Annotated in this window: 11 protein-coding genes and 1 tRNA gene; 5 read left to right on the top strand and 7 right to left on the bottom strand. The window is 71.5% G+C overall.

From position 1 onward, the window contains the following. Nucleotides 1-146 precede the first annotated feature (146 nt). The 5 genes from ACWGJM_RS18760 (at nt 147) to ACWGJM_RS18740 (ending at nt 5,636) form a co-directional block, all read left to right on the top strand. Nucleotides 147-1,193 (top strand): DNA cytosine methyltransferase, encoded by a 1,047-nt coding sequence (locus tag ACWGJM_RS18760; protein ID WP_453412773.1) that lies wholly within the window; start codon nt 147-149, stop codon nt 1,191-1,193. Then, nucleotides 1,190-2,038, top strand: a complete 849-nt coding sequence (locus ACWGJM_RS18755; RefSeq protein ID WP_453412772.1) for a bifunctional DNA primase/polymerase — start codon at nt 1,190-1,192, stop codon at nt 2,036-2,038. The genes ACWGJM_RS18760 and ACWGJM_RS18755 overlap by 4 nt, the downstream gene beginning before the upstream one ends. Before the next feature lie 2 nt (nt 2,039-2,040). Then, entirely contained in the window at nt 2,041-3,510 is a 1,470-nt protein-coding gene (locus tag ACWGJM_RS18750) for an ATP-binding protein (RefSeq protein ID WP_453412771.1), read from the top strand. Nucleotides 3,511-3,963: 453 nt separating this feature from the next. After that, nucleotides 3,964-4,164, top strand: a complete 201-nt coding sequence (locus ACWGJM_RS18745; protein WP_453412770.1) for a helix-turn-helix domain-containing protein — start codon at nt 3,964-3,966, stop codon at nt 4,162-4,164. 65 nt (nt 4,165-4,229) lie between these two features. Continuing rightward, nucleotides 4,230-5,636, top strand: a complete 1,407-nt coding sequence (locus ACWGJM_RS18740) for a tyrosine-type recombinase/integrase (RefSeq protein WP_453412769.1) — start codon at nt 4,230-4,232, stop codon at nt 5,634-5,636. A 45-nt stretch (nt 5,637-5,681) separates the two neighbouring features. Here ACWGJM_RS18740 and ACWGJM_RS18735 read toward each other — a convergent pair. From ACWGJM_RS18735 to ACWGJM_RS18705, 7 genes are all read right to left on the bottom strand, one after another. Next, nucleotides 5,682-5,755: transfer RNA gene (locus tag ACWGJM_RS18735), tRNA-Thr, on the bottom strand. A gap of 119 nt (nt 5,756-5,874) precedes the next feature. Next, the gene (locus ACWGJM_RS18730) at nt 5,875-7,533 is read right to left on the bottom strand and encodes an alpha/beta hydrolase (RefSeq protein ID WP_453412768.1); all 1,659 of its coding nucleotides are present in this window, start codon (nt 7,531-7,533) and stop codon (nt 5,875-5,877) included. Between the two features lie 88 nt (nt 7,534-7,621). After that, complete coding sequence (locus ACWGJM_RS18725) at nt 7,622-8,827, bottom strand: DNA polymerase III subunit delta' (RefSeq protein WP_453412767.1); 1,206 nt, start codon at nt 8,825-8,827, stop codon at nt 7,622-7,624. A 99-nt stretch (nt 8,828-8,926) separates the two neighbouring features. Next, nucleotides 8,927-12,118 carry a dTMP kinase gene (tmk, locus tag ACWGJM_RS18720; protein WP_453412766.1) on the bottom strand — a complete coding sequence of 1,064 codons (3,192 nt, stop codon included), beginning with the start codon at nt 12,116-12,118 and terminating at the stop codon, nt 8,927-8,929. A gap of 202 nt (nt 12,119-12,320) precedes the next feature. Then, nucleotides 12,321-15,140 (bottom strand): type I DNA topoisomerase, encoded by a 2,820-nt coding sequence (gene topA, locus ACWGJM_RS18715; protein ID WP_453412765.1) that lies wholly within the window; start codon nt 15,138-15,140, stop codon nt 12,321-12,323. 262 nt (nt 15,141-15,402) lie between these two features. Further along, entirely contained in the window at nt 15,403-15,600 is a 198-nt protein-coding gene (locus ACWGJM_RS18710; protein WP_453412764.1) for a hypothetical protein, read from the bottom strand. A gap of 851 nt (nt 15,601-16,451) precedes the next feature. Next, nucleotides 16,452-17,990, bottom strand: a complete 1,539-nt coding sequence (locus ACWGJM_RS18705; protein WP_453412763.1) for a DUF7059 domain-containing protein — start codon at nt 17,988-17,990, stop codon at nt 16,452-16,454. Nucleotides 17,991-18,005: the final 15 nt, after the last annotated feature.

Here is an 18,005-nt window from a genome sequence, read left to right as displayed (position 1 = left end):
GGCCGCCCTTGTCCACCTGCCAACCACTTGACCTGTGGAGGTCTCCCAGCATGACGCAACCCGCCCCCATCCGGCGAGTGCCTGGTGCACCACCGACCATCGTCGATCTGTTCGCCGGCCCGCGTGGCTGGTCCGAAGGACTCAGGATGCTGGGTCTGACGGACATCGGCCTGGAGTGGGACGCGGCGGCCTGCACGACCGCGCAGGCCGCCGGCCACGCGACCATTCAGACCGACGTGGCTGCCCACCCGACCGACTCGTTCAAGCACGGCATCACCGGCCTCATCGCCTCCCCGCCGTGCCAGGCGTGGTCGAGGGCCGGGAAGCGCGCCGGCCTCGCCGATCAGGTGATCGTGCAGCAGGCCGTCGACGACCTCGCCCATGGCCGAGACACCCGCGCCGTACTGCTCGCTCAGTGCAAGGATGCGCGGTCCCTGCTCGCCGCTGAACCGATGCGTTGGCTGTACGACCTCCGCCCCGGGTGGGCGTGCCTGGAGGAAGTCCCCGACGTTCTCCCGCTGTTCCAGCAGTACGCGGGCCTCCTCCGCATCTGGGGCTACAGCGTGTGGGTCGGCATCCTCAACGCTGCCGACTACGGCGTGCCGCAGACCCGGAAGCGGGCCATTCTCCTGGCCTCCCGCACCCGGGGCGTGAGCGCGCCCGAGCCGACGCACGCCAAGACCCCGGTAGTCGATCTGTTCGGCGGGTGCCCGGATTCCTGGGTGTCCATGGCTGACGCGTTGGGTCTGCCGTCCGGTGTCACGGTCAACACGCGCGGCGACCGCTCCAAGGACGAGCGGGGACGGGCGACCGGCGGCAACGAGTTCACGGCCGACGGGCCGAGCAACGCGTTGACCGGCCGGGCGCGCTCCTGGAAGCTGCGCAGCGGGCAGGGTTGGAAGCTGCCTTCCGGCGACGTCGAACGGTACGAGCGGGCGCTGAGCGAACCGTCCTTCACCATCACCGGTACCGCGAACCGCTGCAAGTGGGTGGGAGACGGCGTCGAGGAGCGCAACCTGACGCTCGCGGAAGCGGCCGTCCTCCAATCGTTCCCGGTCGATCACCCGTTCCACGGGACCCGGACCAAGCAGTTCGAGCAAGTCGGCAACGCTGTGCCGCCGCTGCTCGCCGCGCACATCGTCTCCGTGCCCACCGGCATCCCGGTTCGCTCGGCCTTGGAGGTGGCGGCATGACCACACCGGTGCACCCCCAGCACACCGCACTGAGTCTGGCCGCATCCGGGTTGCCGGTGCTGCCCCTGCGCCGGGGCAAGGTCCCTTTCGGCAACTGTCCCGACTGCGTCGACAACGCGTGCGGCGGCCGGCCGAACATGAAGGCGCCAGGTCCCTGCCGGTGCCCGGTCCCGTGCCACGGATGGGCCGCCGCCACCACCGACCCGGACGTCCTCTCCTCCCCGGCCTGGACGACCGCATGGCGACGGGCCATCTGCGTCGCCTACCACCCCGGCGGCGCCGGTCTGACCGTGGTCGACCTCGACAATGCGGAAGCCATCGCATGGGCCCGTACCGCCCTGCCGGCCACCCGGACCGTGCCGACGATGCGCGGGGAGCACTGGATCTACCGGGGCGCCATGACCGGACGCAACGCGGTTCGCTCCGGTGTCGACATCAAATCGACCATGGCCTACGCCCGCTACCTCGGACCCGGCGCCGGCACCATGACCGACCTGCCAGACACCGTCCGAGAGCTGGTCGTGAGGAAAGCCCCTGCGGCCCGGTCGGCACCTCATGCCGTCACCGTGCCCGCACGGGTCGGAAACGGTGAGTGCCCTCACCACACGCCCGCCTACCTAGACCGTGGGATCGCCATGGCCGAGCAGCGCATCGCCGAGGCCCGTAGCGCGGTCCACGCCACGGTGTACCGGACATTCCTCGCCGTGCTGTCCACGCACGGCCGGTGCGGCTGCCTCACCGACACCCACATGACAAGGCTGTTCACCGCCGCGCAGGCCAAAGGCGAATCCCCGCGGCACTGCGCCGACGCGTGGGCCAACGCCCGCACCACGTTGGGACTGTGAGCATGTCCGACGACGACAAGACCCCCGCCCGCGAAGTCATCGCCGACTACGCGCAAGCCCACTTCCGGTACTTCCGCACCGCCGACGGCACCGTGTACGCGCAGAAGAACGGCCACCCCGTGGCCCGCCCGATCCGCTCACAAGGCACCTCGGGCAGCCACCGCCAGGAACTCATGGTCGGCCTCTTCCGCGACGGACTCGGCGTGTTCAACGGCACCGCCCTGAAAGAGGCACTGGACTTGATCGAAGCACTCGCGATGAGCCAGGACGTACAACCGGTCCACATCCGCGTCGCACCGGGATACGACGGCGCGACCTGGCTCGACCTTGGCCGCGACGACGGGCAATCCGTCCGCATCCACCCCACCGGATGGGACATCGCCGTTCCCGACCCACAGGAAGTCTGCTGGCGACGCACCCAGCTCACCGGCGAACTCCCCATGCCAGCCAAGGACACCAACGGCAAGGGCATCGACCTGCTCCTGAGGCTGTGCAACTTCGCCAACGCCGAGACCGAATGCCTAGCCATCGCCTGGCTCATCGGGTGCCTCGGGCCGTCCGTGCCCGTCCCCGCCCCCTTCCTCACCGGCCCGCAGGGCGCGGGGAAGTCCACCGGCGGACGGATGCTCGTGAGGGTCATCGAAGGCATGAGCGGCGACCTGCGCCGCGCTCCGAAGGACGAAGAGAACCTGATCGCTGCCGTGGCCGCCGGATGGGTCACGGCCCTGGACAACCTCTCCCACCTCGCCCCGGACCTGTCCGATGCGATGTGCTGCATCGTCACCGGGGCCGAGACCGTCAAGCGCGCCCTCTACACCGATGGCGACGTGGTCCGGGCCCGCTACCGCCGCCCGCTGCTGCTTACCGGCATCGACGTGGGCGTGATCCGGCCCGACCTCGCCGAACGGCTCCTGCCGCTGCGCCTGGAACGCCCCCGCACCCGGCGCACCGAGGCGGAACTCTGGGGAGAGTACGCGGAAGTCCTGCCGGTCCTCCTCGGCTCCCTCCTGGACCTCACGGTGCAGGTGCGGGCGGCTGAGGCGGACATCCCGACCGATCTACGCATGGCCGACTTCGCGCACCTGTGCGCGCAGCTCGACGCGGCGACCGGTCTGGGAGCGCTGGGCGCCTACCGGGCCAGCCTGGACGACCTCAACGACGACGTCATCGAGGGCGACCTGTTGGCGCAGACGGTGCTGAAGCACGCCGCCGACCTGGAACCAGGCACCGAGCAGCGGATGACGTCCTCTGAGTGGCTGCACTGTCTCACGGGCCTCTACAGCGGCGAGGACTGCCGCCCCCTGCCCAAAGGCTGGCCGACCACCGGCAAAGTGCTCTCAGACCGTCTCAAGCGCCTTCAGCCCACCCTCGCCGCCCGCGGCGTCCTCATCGACTGGGGCCGCACCCGAACAGCCCGCTACATCGAAATGACCCGGCCCCCAGCCCCGCACGAGCAGGAACCGGCCTTCTGACCGGCGGAGCCACGCCCCGTACAGACAAGAGGAGCACCCCGGGCCCGGCGTGCTCTTCTTGCTGTTCGGCGGCGGCGCCGCCCTGCGATGGTCGCGCCGCGAAGCGGCTCCTTCTTCACGCTCTGAGCCGCGCACCACAACAGACATCCCCCTCTCTTGTCCGAAGGAAAGAGACGCTGCGTCACCTGCGTCACCCAAGGACGGAAAACGGCCCATGACCTGCCGCTACAGCGGTGACGCAACCGGCCTGCGGCTGTGTCACCCCGCGTCACCCGCGTCACCCAGTGACGGAAGCCCGCGTCACCGGATGACGCTCCCCGAACTCCCTGCGTCGCACGAAACCGCAGGCCAAATCCGCGAATGACTCAGACAACGCAGTGACGCAGAAATCCACACCTCGGACACACGCAGGCTCCCGAGAAGCCCCCACGAGCACCTGAGGAGTACGCCCCGATGAGTACCCCCGTACTGGCCCACACCCAGTTGCTCTACACCCCGGAGGAAGCCGCCAAGGTTCTCCGCTTCGGACGCTCCACCGTGTACGAGCTGATGGCCGCCGGCGACCTGAAGTACGTCAAGCGCGGTCGCTCCCGCCGCATCCGCTGGGACGTGCTTGAGGCCTACGCGAACAGCCTCGAACTGCTCCCCAACTGAACGAGCCCACCCCGAAGCCGTCCCGGATAAATCCTCCGGGGCGGCTTCCTGCATGGAGGAGTGCATTGAGCACCCGTAAGCCGAACATGGAGTCGTCCATCTACGAGGGCAGTGACGGTTGGTGGCACGGCCGCGTGACCATGGGCGTCAAGGACGACGGCAGCCCCGACCGGCGCCATCGCCGGGCCCGGACGGAAACCGAGGTCAAGCGCAAGGTCCGCGAACTGGAAAACCTGCGCGACAAGGGACGCGCGCCCAAGGCCGGCCGCAAGCCGACCGTGGAACAGTGGATGACGACCTACCTCACCGACATCGCATCCCTGAAGCTCAAGCCGCGCTCGCTGGACGACTACTGGTCGAAGACCAGAAACGACATCATCCCCGGGGTCGGGAAGCACCGGCTCGACAAGCTCCAGCCAGAGCACCTGGAACGGATGTACCGCGTCATGCTCGACGAGGGGCACGCCCCCTCGCACGTTCTCAAGGTGCACCGCATCCTGTCGCGCGCGCTGAAGATCGCTCACCGCCGCCGCCTGGTCGTTGAGAACGTGGCCACCCTCGTGGACCCCCCAACCGTCGACGAGACCGAGGCAAACCCGTTCACGACCGAAGAGGCAAAGGCATTCCTGGAGGCCGCCGCCAAACGCCCAACGTTCATGCGGTGGTGCGTCGGTGTCGGCATGGGCTTCCGACAGGGCGAAACCCTTGGCCTGAGGTGGCCGTACGTCGACTTCGACAACGAGCTGTTCCGCCCTCAGTGGCAGCTTCAACGACTCACATGGCGGCACGGGTGCGCAGATCCTCAGGCGTGCGGTGCGAAGTTCCACCGGTTCGAGCCGTGCCCGGACGGCTGCACCGCCCACAAGGGCTACAAGCGCGGCTGCCCGAAGCCGTGCCCTAAGGGCTGCACCGGGCACGCCCGCGCCTGCCCCGACCGGAAAGACGGCGGGTTGGTCTTCACCCGCCCCAAGACCAAGAAGAGCCGGAACGCCGTGCCGATTCCGCCGCCGTTCCTCCCCTACCTGCGCGAGCACAAAGCACAGCAGGAAGAGGCACACGCCGAAGCCGGGGACGGATGGGAGGATCACAAGCTGGTCTTCTGCCGACCAGACGGGCGCCCCCTCGACCCCCGGCAGGACTGGGAAGAGTTCAAGGAGCTACTGGACGAAGCCGGGATCGACGACCGCCGTCTGTACGACGGAAGCCGCCACACCGCCGGCACGATCCTGAACGAACTCGGGGTCGACATGCCTACGATCATGGAGATCCTGCGGCACACCCAGATCAGCCAGACCCGCCGGTACGTGCAGGGCCGGTCGCATCTTTCGAAGGACGCGATGCGCCGCATGGGGGACCATTTCATGCCCCGCCCGGCCAGCGCGGCCCCCGCCCCGGAGCCCCCAACTGAGACCAGAACTGAGACCGCCGACAGTCGCGCGGCCCGCTCCCAACGCCGTCGCCGCGTCCGCTGAACGAGAAAGCCCAGCTCAGACACTGTCTGGGCTGGGCTTAGGAAGAGCCGCTTTCGGGATTCGAACCCGAGACCTACGCATTACGAGTGCGTTGCTCTGGCCATCTGAGCTAAAGCGGCGCGTTGTGCGCACCATGGTGCGATCAGCAACGTCGGTAAGTCTACACAGTTTCCGGGGGTGCTTCGTACACGCCCCGGGGCGGGGGCTCCGGGGCGTGTGGTGGGACTGGGAGCTGGGGTTATGTGCAGCGCTTGGCGGGAGCGGGGGGTGTGCCGCGGAGGAGGTAGCTGTTGATCGCGGAATCGATGCAGGTGCTGCCCCGGCCGTAGGCGGTGTGGCCGTCGCCGACGAAGGTGAGGAGGCGGGCCGAGGAGAGCTGGTGGGCCAGGGACTGGGCCCAGCGGTAGGGGGTGGCCGGGTCGCGGGTGGTGCCGACCACGACGATCGGGGCGGCGCCCTCGGCCTGGATGCGGTGGGGTTCGCCGGTGGGTTTCACCGGCCAGTACGCGCAGTTCAGGGAGGCCCAGGCCAGGCCGTCACCGAAGACCGGGGAGGCCTTCTCGAAGGCGGGGAGGGCCTTCTCGACCTGGTCGGGGGTGGAGAACGCGGCCGGGAGGTCCAGACAGTTCACGGCGGCGTTGGCGAACATCAGGTTCGTGTAGCGGCCGTCGGGGTCGCGTTCGTAGTAGCTGTCGGAGAGGGCCAGCAGGCCCGCGCCGTCGTTGTTCTTCATCGCCGAGCCCAGGGCCGCGCGCAGTTGCGGCCAGGTCTCCTGGTCGTACATCGCGGCGATCACCCCGGTCGTGGCGAGGGCCTCACCGAGCTTGCGGCCGCTCGCGTCGCCGGCGGGGATGGGGTGGGCGTCGAGCTTCTGGAAGAAGGCCTTGAGGTTGTGGCCGACCTGGGCGGGCGTCGTGCCCTTGTGGCCGAGCGGGCAGTCGCCGTGCCGTACACAGTCCTTCGCGAAGGCCTGGAACGCCGTCTCGAAACCCGCGGTCTGGTCCAGGTTCATGCGGCGCGCGGAGAGGGAGGGGTCCATCGCGCCGTCCAGGACCACCCGGCCCACGCGCTTGGGGAACAGGCCCGCGTACGTCGCCCCGAGGAACGTCCCGTACGACGCCCCCACGTAGTTCAGCTTCCGGTCGCCCAGTACGGCCCGCAGGATATCCATGTCCCGGGCCGCCTCCACCGTGGAGACATGGCGGAGCAGCCGGGGGTCGTGCGCCCCGCAGCCGCCGGCGAACTTCGTGTACGCCTTGACCAGCGCGTCCGTCTCCTTCTGGTTGTCGGGGGTGGCGTCCGTCTGAGTGAATGCGTCCATCTGCCGTGAGCTGAGGCATTCGACGGGCTCGCTGCGGGCGACACCTCGCGGGTCCATCGCGACCATGTCGTAGCGGGCGCGGACCTGGGCCGGGTAGCCGATGCCCGCGTACTGCTGGAGATAGCCGACCGCCGAGCCGCCCGGTCCGCCCGGGTTGACCAGGAGCGAGCCGATGGGCTTGCCCTTGCCGGTGGCCTTCTTGCGCGCGACGGCGAGCCGGACGTCTCCCGCGCCGGGCTTGTCGTAGTTCAGCGGCGCCTTCATCGTGGCGCACTGGAAGCCGGGGACACCGCAGCTGCGCCAGGTCAGTTTCTGCGTGTAGTACGACGTGAGGCCGGACGGGGTGGCGCTCGGCAGCGCGGCGAGCGCCGCCTCGGCCGCGCCGTCCGCCGCACGCGTCGTGCTCGTCGCGCTCCCGGAGGAGCAGGCGGAGACGAGCAGCGCGGCGGCCGCGATCAGGGGTACGGCCGCCCTGCCGCGGCGGGGCCGGACGGGAGGGGTGGCCCGGGGGGCTCTGGTGGCCCCGGAGGTCTCGGTGGTTCGGGCGGTCGGGCGGAGGATTCGCCTGAGGTGCATCAGGCGAGCGTAACGCTGTGCCATGGATCGGATGCCCTACGTGTGCGCCGTGCCTCTTACGGGTGATGCCGTCAATCTTGTGTGCTGGTCACCCCGCTCTCAGAGCCATCGTCATCGCCTCCACCGCCAGCAGCGGCGCCACGTTGCGGTCGAGGGCCTCGCGACAGGCGGCGATCGCCTCGATGCGGCGGAGTGTTGATTCCGGGGAACTGCCCCGGGCGAGCCGCTCCAGGGCGTCCTCGGCGTCCCCGTTGGCGATCGCCACACGGGAGCCGAGCTGGAGGGCGAGGACGTCGCGGTAGAAGGCGGTGAGGTCGCCCAGCGCGACGTCCAGGCTGTCGCGCTGCGTACGCGTCCTGCGCCGCTTCTGCATGTCCTCCAGGTCCTTCATCACGCCCGCCGTACCGCGCGGCAGCCGGCCGCCCTGGGCGGCGCCGAGAGCCGCCTTCATCTCCTCGGCCTCCTTGCCGTCCATTTCCTCGGCGAGCTGCTTGGCGTCCTCCGCCGCCGCGTCCACCAGTTCCTGCGCGGCCTTGAGGCAGGCGCCGACCTCATCGAGCCGCAGCGGCAGCTTCAGCACGGCGGCGCGGCGCTCGCGGGCGCCGGGGTCGGTGGCCAGGCGGCGGGCCCGGTCGACATGGCCCTGGGTGGCGCGGGACGCCGCGGCGGCCACGCCGGGTTCGACGCCCTCGCGTCGTACGAGCATGTCGGCGACGGCGTCGACCGAGGGCGTGCGCAGGGTGAGGTGGCGGCAGCGGGAGCGGATGGTGGGCAGGACGTCCTCGATCGAGGGGGCGCACAGCAGCCAGACCGTACGGGGGGCGGGCTCCTCCACGGCCTTGAGGACGGCGTTGGCCGACTTCTCGTTCAGCCGCTCGGCGTCCTCGACGAGGATGATCTGCCAGCGGCCGTTCGCCGGTGCGGTGAACGACTTGCGGACCGTGTCCCGCATGTCCTTCACCAGGATCTCGGCGCCGACCGCGGCAACCGTGTTGACGTCGGCGTGGGTGCCGACGAGCGCGGTGTGGCAGCCGTCGCAGAAGCCGCAGCCGGGGGTTCCGCCGAGGGCGCGGTCGGGGCTCACGCACTGGAGGGCGGCGGCGAAGGCCCGCGCCGCCTGGTTGCGGCCCGAACCGGGCGGCCCCGTGAACAGCCAGGCGTGCGTCATCCGCGACGCCTCCGGCGGGGGCGCGTCGGCGGCGGCCGCGGTGACGAGGGCGTCGGCGTCCCGAGCGGCGGCCTCGAGCACCGCGCTCACCTTCTCCTGCCCGACGAGGTCGTCCCACACCGTCATGGGTCACGCCGCCCTTCCGTCACGTTCACCTTGCGCAGTCCATTGTGCGGGGCGGCACTGACATTGATGGTGACACTCGGGTCCGGGCGAAGGAGGCGCTCAGCGCCCCCGGCCCCGCCGGCGCCCCGGCCCCTCGTCGGGGTCCTCGTCCTCCCGGTGCGGTCCGAGCAGTTCGTCCGCCAGCGACGGCAGGTCGTCCAGCGGCGTCTCCTCGGCCCAGTCGGGCCGCTCCCGCCGCCGGGGCGCCCCGTCCTCGTCGACCTGCGGCAGCTCCCGGGTCCGGTCGCCGGAGCCGTCGGGGTCCGCGGCCGCCCGCTCGTCGCGGAAGAATCCCTTCGGCATCCGGTCCGCGGGATCCGTGTTCCGCACCGGCGGCAGCACGGCCGTCTCGTCCGCCGGGCCCGGAGCGACCGGGGGCAGTACGGCGGTCTCGTCGGCCGCACCGGAGGGCACCGGCGGCAGAACCGCCGTCTCGTCCGCCGCCCCGGCGGGCGCCGGTGGCTGCGGCAGCTCCGCCGTCACCTCGGAGTCGGCGTCCCTGTCCCGGACGGGCCGCAGCACGGCCGTCTCCTCCACCGGACCGCCCGACGCGTTCTTCGGCGTCACGACGGGCGTGGGCACGGTCAGCGCCTCCGGCGGTGCCGCGGCGGCGTCGGGCACCACCGGGCGCGGACCGGCCTGCGCCTCGGCCGCGGCCCGCTCGGCCGCCCTGCGGGCCTCCTCGGCACGCAGCAGCGCCTCCTCGGCTTTCCGCTGCTTCTCCAGACGCCGTGCCTCGGCCTCGGCATGCAGCCGGGCCTGCTCCTCGGCCTCCTGGCGCCGCCGCTCCTCCTCGGCCCTGCGACGGGCCTCCTCCTCGGCGCGGGCCTTCTCCTCGGCGAGCAGCCGCTGCCGCTCCTCCTCGGCCCGGCGCTTCGCTTCCTCGGCCCGCTGCCGGGCCTCCTCCGCCTGCCGTTCGGCCTCCCGGCGCTGCGCTTCCTCCAGCTCGCGCCGCTTGCGCTCCTCCTCCTCGGCGCGCAGCTTGGCGAGCTGCTCCTGGCGCTCGCGCTCCAGGCGCTCCTCCTCGGCCTTGCGGGCGGCCTCCTCCTCGGCCCTGCGACGGGCCTCCTCCTCGGCCTTCTTCCGTGCCTCCTCCTGGGCCTTGATCTCCGCCTCGGACAGCGGGAGCACGGTGTCGAGGCGGTGCCGGATCACGGTCGTGACGGCCTCGGGTTCCTGACCGGCGTCGACGACCAGGTAGCGGCCGGGGTCGGACGCGGCGAGCGCGAGGAAACCGGCCCGCACACGCGCGTGGAACTCGGCGGGCTCCGACTCCAGCCGGTCCGGGGCCTCCGTGAACCGCTCCCGGGCGGTCTCCGGCGAGACGTCCAGCAGGACGGTGAGGTGCGGGACGAGGCCGTTGGTCGCCCAGCGGTTGATGCGGGCGATCTCGGTCGGGGACAGGTCGCGGCCCGCCCCCTGGTAGGCCACCGACGAGTCGATGTACCGGTCGGAGATGACGACGGCCCCGCGCTCCAGGGCGGGCCGTACGACGGTGTCGATGTGCTCCGCGCGGTCGGCGGCGTACAGCAGCGCCTCCGCCCGGTGGGACAGGCCCGCCGACGACACGTCCAGCAGGATGGACCGCAGCCGCTTGCCCACCGGGGTCGCCCCGGGCTCACGCGTGAGCACGACCTCGTGGCCCTTGGCCCGGATCCATTCGGCGAGAGCCTCGGCCTGGGTGGACTTGCCGGCGCCGTCGCCGCCCTCCAGGGCGATGAAGAAGCCGTTGCCCGCCGGGACCGTGGCGGGGTCGTCGCCGCCGAGCAGCGCGTCCCGCAGGTCGTGCCGCAGCGGCACTCCGGAGCGGTCGTCGGCCTTGGCCAGCACCAGCGCGGCCACCGGCAGCAACAGCGCGCCGACCAGCATCAGCGTGAACGCGGCGCCGCCGTGCGCGAACACGAACTTGCCGTTCTCCAGACGGTGCGGGCCGATGAGCGCCGCCACCAGGGGCGCGATCAGCGCGCCGAGCGCCACGAAGACCCGTACGACCGCGTGCAGGTGCTCGGTCGTGCGCGGCCGGCGGTACTCCTCGGTCTCCTGGTCGAGGAGGGTGTGCCCGGTGTTGGCGGCGACACCCGCGCCGACGCCGGCCAGCGCGGAGATCAGCAGCACGCTGGTGACGTCCGGGACGAGACCGGCGGCCAGCAGCGCGATGCCGGTGAAGGCGATCGCCAGCGCCAGCATCCGGCGGCGGGAGAGCGAGGGCAGGAGGGAGGGCGCCGTACGGATGCCGACGACGACCCCGCCGGTCAGCGCGAGCACCAGCAGCCCGTACAGCACCGGGCCGCCGCCCAGGTCCTTGGCGTGCAGCACGGCCACGGCCACGGCGGCGGAGATCGCTCCGGCGACGGCGGCGCAGGCCAGGACGAGCAGCGGCAGCGCGCTCGTGCGGCCCTTGTCGACGCCCGTGCCGGTCTTGGGGCGGCGCAGTCCCTCGAGCGGGGACCGCGCGCGGGGGGTGCGCGTGGCGGGCAGTTGCAGGGAGGTCAGCACGGACAGGGAGGCGGCGAACAGCCCGGCCGCCACATACGACCCGAGGGCCGCCTGGTGCTGGGCGAACCAGGCGATCCCGGCGCCCAGCAGATTGTTGAACAGCGAGGCGACGACGAGGACCACGGCGGCCAGGGGGATCGCGACGAAGCTGGTGCGCAGCGACAGGCGGCGCAGTGCGTCCATGTGGTCCGGCAGTGGCCGTACCGTCGCACCCTCGGGGGGCGGGGCGGGCAGCAGCGCGGGGGCCGCGCTCTCCCGGCACACCGTCCAGAACCGCTCGGCGACCCCGGTGACGAACGCGGTGACCAGCAGGACGGCCAGCGCGTTGGCGGGGGTCCAGTCGATCCACAGGGGGGCGACGATCAGCAGCGCGGCGCGCAGCCCGTCGGCGCCGGCCATGGTCCAGCGGCGGTCGAGCGGCCCCTCCTGGGAGGTGAGCGAGGTGAGCGGTCCGAGGAGGACGGCTCCGAAGAGGAGGGTCGCCAGGATGCGCGCCGCGAAGACGGTCGCCACTGCGAACGCCACGCCTCGGTAGCCACCGCCGAACGAGCCTTCGGCGATCGCCGCCTGGAGGGTGAGGACGACCAGGACGAGGAGCGCGAGGGTGTCACCGACACCGCTCACGAGCTGTGCGCTCCACAGCCGCCTCAGCTGAGGCCGGCGCAGCAGCGCACGGACCGCGCGCTCACGGGAGTCCGCCACGAGGGTGTCGTCGGGGGCCGGGTTGTGGGCCGTAGGCTGCTCGGCTCGCGTCATGCTGTCAGCCTATCGGCAGCGACTGACAGCCCGCCGTGGCCGTCCGAACGTGCGCACACCCCGACACCAAAGTGATGCCGGGGCGTTCTTTTCGCGAAGTGTTCGTGCGGTCGTGTGAAGGGCCAGAGGGTGCCGGACTGTCAGTCTTCCGGCATTTTGGTCAGTCCTCCGGCTCCTTGCCTCGGGCCTGTGACGCCTTGCCTCAGTCCTCCGCCGTCTTGGAAGCCGTCGCCTTCTTCGCGGTGGTCTTCTTGGCGGTGGTCTTCTTCGCGGCGGTGGTCGTCTTCTTCGCGGCAGTCTTCTTGGCCGCGGTCTTCTTCGCCGGGGCGGCCTTCTTCGCGGGCGCCTTCTTCGCCGTCTTCTTGGCGGGGCTCTTGGCCCGCTTCTCGGCGAGCAGCTCGAAGCCGCGCTCCGGGGTGATCGTCTCGACGCTGTCGCCGGAGCGCAGGGTCGCGTTGGTCTCCCCGTCGGTGACATACGGCCCGAAGCGGCCGTCCTTGACCACGACCGGCTTGCCGCTGACCGGGTCCTCGCCCAGCTCCTTCAGCGGCGGCTTGGCGGCGGCGCGACCGCGCTGCTTGGGCTGGGCGTAGATCGCCTGCGCCTCCTCCAGCGTGATCGTGAAGAGCTGGTCCTCGGACTGAAGGGAACGCGAGTCCGTGCCCTTCTTCAGGTACGGCCCGTAGCGGCCGTTCTGCGCGGTGATCTCCACACCGTCCGCGTCCGTGCCGACGACGCGCGGCAGCGACATCAGCCTGAGGGCGTCCTGAAGCGTGACCGTGTCCAGCGACATCGACTTGAACAGCGAGGCCGTACGCGGCTTGACGGCGTTCTTGCCGGTCTTCGGGGTGCCCTCGGGGAGCACCTCGGTGACGTACGGGCCGTAGCGGCCGTCCTTGGCGATGATCTGGTGACCGGTCTCCGGGTCGGCGCCCAGCTCGAAGTCGCCGCTCGGCTTGGCGAGCAGTTCCTCCGCGAGCTCGACGGACAGCTCGTCCGGCGCCATGTCGTCCGGGATGTCCGCGCGCTGGTGCTGCTCGGTGTCCTTCTCGCCGCGCTCGATGTACGGACCGTACCGGCCGACCCGCAGCACGATGTCGTTGCCCACGGGGAACGACGACACCTCGCGCGCGTCGATCGCGCCCAGGTCGGTCACCAGCTCCTTGAGACCGCCGAGGTGGTCCCCGTCGCCGTTGCCGGCGTCGGCCGCGACGCCCGTGACCGACCCCTCGCCGAAGTAGAACCGCTTCAGCCACGGCACGGCCTGCGCCTCGCCGCGCGCGATGCGGTCGAGGTCGTCCTCCATCCTTGCGGTGAAGTCGTAGTCGACGAGCCGCCCGAAGTGCTTCTCCAGGAGGTTGACCACGGCGAAGGACAGGAAGGACGGCACCAGGGCCGTGCCCTTCTTGAAGACGTAGCCGCGGTCGAGGATCGTGCCGATGATCGACGCGTACGTCGACGGGCGGCCGATCTCGCGCTCTTCCAGCTCCTTGACCAGCGAGGCCTCGGTGTAGCGGGCCGGGGGCTTGGTGGCGTGCCCGTCGACCGTGATCTCCTCGGCGCTCAGTGCGTCGCCCTCGGTGACCTGCGGCAGGCGGCGCTCGCGGTCGTCGAGCTCGGCGTTCGGGTCGTCGGCGCCCTCGACGTAGGCCTTCAGGAAGCCGTGGAAGGTGATCGTCTTGCCGGACGCGCTGAACTCGACGTCCCGGCCGTCGGCGGCGGTGCCGCCGATCTTCACGGTCACGCTGTTGCCGGTGGCGTCCTTCATCTGGGAGGCGACGGTCCGCTTCCAGATCAGTTCGTAGAGCTTGAACTGGTCGCCGGTCAGACCGGTCTCGGCGGGCGTGCGGAAACGATCACCCGAGGGCCGGATCGCCTCGTGCGCCTCCTGCGCGTTCTTGACCTTGCCGGCGTACGTGCGGGGCGTGTCCGGCAGGTACTGGGCCCCGTACAGCTGCGTGACCTGGGCGCGGGCGGCGGTGATCGCCGTCTCGCTCAGGGTTGTGGAGTCCGTACGCATGTACGTGATGTAGCCGTTCTCGTACAGCTTCTGCGCGACCTGCATGGTCGCCTTCGCGCCGAAGCCGAGCTTGCGGCTGGCCTCCTGCTGAAGCGTCGTCGTACGGAACGGGGCGTACGGCGAGCGGCGGTACGGCTTGGACTCGACGGACCGGACGGAGAAGCGGGTGTTCTCCAGGGCGGCGGCGAGGGCGCGGGCGTTCGCCTCGTCGAGGTGGAGGGTGTTCGCGCTCTTGAGTTGTCCCAGGGAGTCGAAGTCGCGGCCCTGCGCGACCCGCCTGCCGTCGACGGTCTGGAGGCGGGCGACCAGCGACGACGGGTCCGACGGGTCCCCCGCGCGGCCGGTCGCGAAGGTGCCCGTCAGGTCCCAGTACTCAGCAGAACGAAAAGCGATGCGCTCGCGTTCCCGCTCCACGACGAGTCGGGTGGCGACGGACTGGACGCGGCCCGCCGACAGGCGCGGCATGACCTTCTTCCACAGCACCGGCGAGACCTCGTAGCCGTAGAGGCGGTCGAGGATGCGGCGGGTCTCCTGGGCGTCGACCATGCGCTGGTTGAGGTCGCGCGGGTTGGCGACGGCCTCGCGGATCGCGTCCTTGGTGATCTCGTGGAACACCATCCGCTTGACCGGGACCTTGGGCTTCAGGACCTCCAGGAGGTGCCACGCGATGGCCTCGCCCTCGCGGTCCTCATCGGTGGCGAGGAAGAGTTCGTCGGAGTCCTTCAGCAGGTCCTTGAGCTTCTTGACCTGGGCCTTCTTGTCGGCGTTGACGACATAGATCGGCTCGAAGTCGTGTTCGACGTCCACGCCGAGGCGGCGGACCTCGCCGGTGTACTTCTCCGGCACCTCCGCGGCGCCGTTGGGGAGGTCGCGGATGTGCCCGACGCTCGCTTCGACGACGTAGCCGGGGCCGAGGTAGCCCTTGATCGTCTTCGCCTTGGCAGGCGACTCGACGATGACGAGTCGGCGGCCGCCGTGTGCGGTCTCGCTGGTCGGGGACAACTTCGCTCTTCTCTCCGGTCGACGCTGGGGCCTCCCCAGGCCTTGGTCCCGGGGGCGTGGCGTTGCTGTGTGGCTCGCTCTTGTGACGCTGCGGAGTGTGACGGTACATCCCGCCCCCGTGTCAAACGGGAAAAGCTCACAACGGCCACTCGAACGGTAACCCGACTACCGCCCTTCCTGCCGCCCGGAGTCCTCAGCCGACCGTCCGTCCCTGTCCGGAGCGTGACGCTCCCCTTACCGGACGACATGGTGCGGGCCGCCTTCAGAGGCGGGTCAGGCAGTACGTTCCAAGGCTCAGCGCGATCACTGCGGCGAGGCCCGCGAGGGTCACGGATGCGACCTGACTCACACCGAGGGCGACCGGCTCGCCGCGCCGGACCCGAGTGACGGTCCACACCAGCAATGCGGCTCCGAACAGGGCGAACACCGCTCCCGCGAAGATCGCCGGTCCGCTCTCCATGATCCCGTGCGCCCCTTGTCTGCCGTCTGCGAGTGCCCAGCGCGGGGAGAGTGACACGTCCGGGCGGCGGGCGGGCGAACCCGAGGTGAACACCGGGCCGACAACACTCCGCGTGCTCCTTCGCGCGCCTCGGGGCGGCCGGGGGGCGCCGATATTTTTCCGGTCGATTTCTTGCCGCCGGCATACCCGGGGAACGCCAGAATCCGGTTCCCACACTTCTTGGCCGGTTTCCGACGGCTGCCGTCCCGAGGCTCCGGGGCGGCCGGTGGACCGGGCTCAGGCATCCGACGGCGGGAGGGCCGGGCGCGCGGGCCGAGGGTCAGGCAAGGGGCCGGGCACGCAGGCCGCGCCGGCGGGGCGTCTGGTCCGCTGCCGACTCGGCGAAGCCCGGTCCGGTTGGTCCGCGGCCTGGAGCTGCGAGGGCAGCCCGCGTACCAGGCGGGCCGGATCGTGGCGGCCGGTGGCCCGCGGCGTCGGCGACCGGGTCCCTGGGGCGGGTCTCAGGAGGACGCCTCGGGGTCATCGGGCTCCCGTGGTCCTCAGCCGGGCAGCCCTTTGGTCGCAGCCATCAGTCCGCCCGCGCTCGACCGACCGGGCTCGGCCCGGCTCCCCGGCCCCTGAGCCATCGACCCGATGCCCACACGAGCCAGTGGCCTCGGCCCGGCACCCCGGGCCTGCCGGCCTCGGCCCGGTGACATCTCCGGGCATCCCGGCCCGGGCCGCAGGCCGTACGGCCTCGGCCCGGCGCCCTGGTCCCCCCGAGAACTAGCCCCACGCCCTCGCCCCGGCGGCTCCGGCCCAACGGCCTCGGCCCCGCGCCCCGGGCCGTCGCAGGCGCCCGGCCCCCGGTCTCAGCCCGCCGGCTCCAGGAATCCCTGTTCCACCAGCAGCCGGATCTGTGCCGGTGTGCGGTCGCGCAGGATCACGGGGTCCTCGCCCATCAGCTGGGCGATGGCGTCCAGGATGCGGCCCGCGCTGAGGGTGCCGTCGCAGACGCCCGCGAAACCGGCGCCGACCGTGTCCACCTTGGTGGCGCGGCGCATCCCGCGGTGCTGGCGCAGCACCACGTGCTCCGGGTCTTCGGCACCGGGCAGCCCGACCTGCTCCTGGACCACCTCCGCGGCGAGCTTGAAGTGCCCGGCGAGCAGTGCCGCGTCGTCGTGCTCCCGCAGGTAGTCGAGGCGTTCGAAGTGGGCCCGGACCGTGTCTCCGAGCGGCTGTTCGATCGGGTGCGGCCACTCCTCCACGGTGACCGAGGGCTCGGCGGCCCCGGTCCTGCGCAGCGTGATCCAGCCGAAGCCCACCCCCTTGACCTTTTGCGCCTCGAACTCCTCCAGCCAGGCGTCGTACCGCGCCTGGTACTCGGCCGGGCCGGACCGGTGGTCACCGGCGTCCCTCAGCCACAGCTCGGCGTACTGCGTGACGTCCTGCACCTCGCGCTGCACGATCCACGCATCGCACCCGCGCGGCACCCAGGACCTGAGCCTGTCCTGCCAGTCCTCCCCTTCCACGTGCTGCCAGTTGGCGAGGAACTGCGCGAACCCGCCCTCGTTCAGCCGTTCCCCCGCTCCTTGAACGAGCGAGCGGCACAGATCGTCCCCGCCCATCCCGCCGTCGCGGTACGTCAGCCGTGCGCCGGGTGAGATCACGAAGGGCGGGTTGGACACGATCAGGTCGTACGTCTCCCGCTCCTTGACGGGCTCGAACAGCGAGCCCTGCCGCAGGTCGGCGGCGGGGGCGCCGGACAGCGCCAGGGTCAGCGCGGTGATGTGCAGGGCGCGCGGGTTGAGGTCGGTCGCCGTCACGCGCGTGGCGTGCCGGCCGGCGTGCAGCGCCTGGATGCCGGATCCGGTGCCGAGGTCGAGCGCCGCGCCGACGGGTGTGCGGACGGTGATGCCCGCGAGGGTGGTGGACGCGCCGCCGACACCGAGGACGACGCCTTCGTCGCGGCTGCCGATTCCCCCCGCGCCGCCCACCGCGCACCCGAGGTCGGACACGATGAACCAGTCCTCGCCGCCGGGCCCGCCGTACGGCCGTACGTCCACGGTCGCGGCGACGTCGCTCCCGGCGGCACCGCCCGGGCGCACCAGCCAGCCGCTCTCCAGGCACTCCTCGACGGGCAGAACGTCCGCCACGCGCGCGTGCGGCACGGGCTGCTGTAGCAGGAAAAGCCGTACGAGCGCTTCCAGGGGCGTGTCGCCGCGGGTCGCCCGGAGCGCGGGCACGGTCTCGCTGCGGGCCAGCGCCGTATACGCGGGCGCGCCGAGCAGTTCGAGCAGCCCGTCGGCGGTGAAGGAGGCGCCGAGCAGGGCGTCGCGCAGCCGGGCGGCGACGTCGGGGCGGTCGGCGGACGGCAGGGAGGGCACAGTGGCGTTACTCACGCCCCCCATTGTGACCCGCGGGCC

This window comes from Streptomyces sp. NPDC054834, from assembly GCF_053611185.1.
Note: the sequence above shows the minus strand (reverse complement) of the source record. Positions and strands in the feature narration are given on the sequence as shown.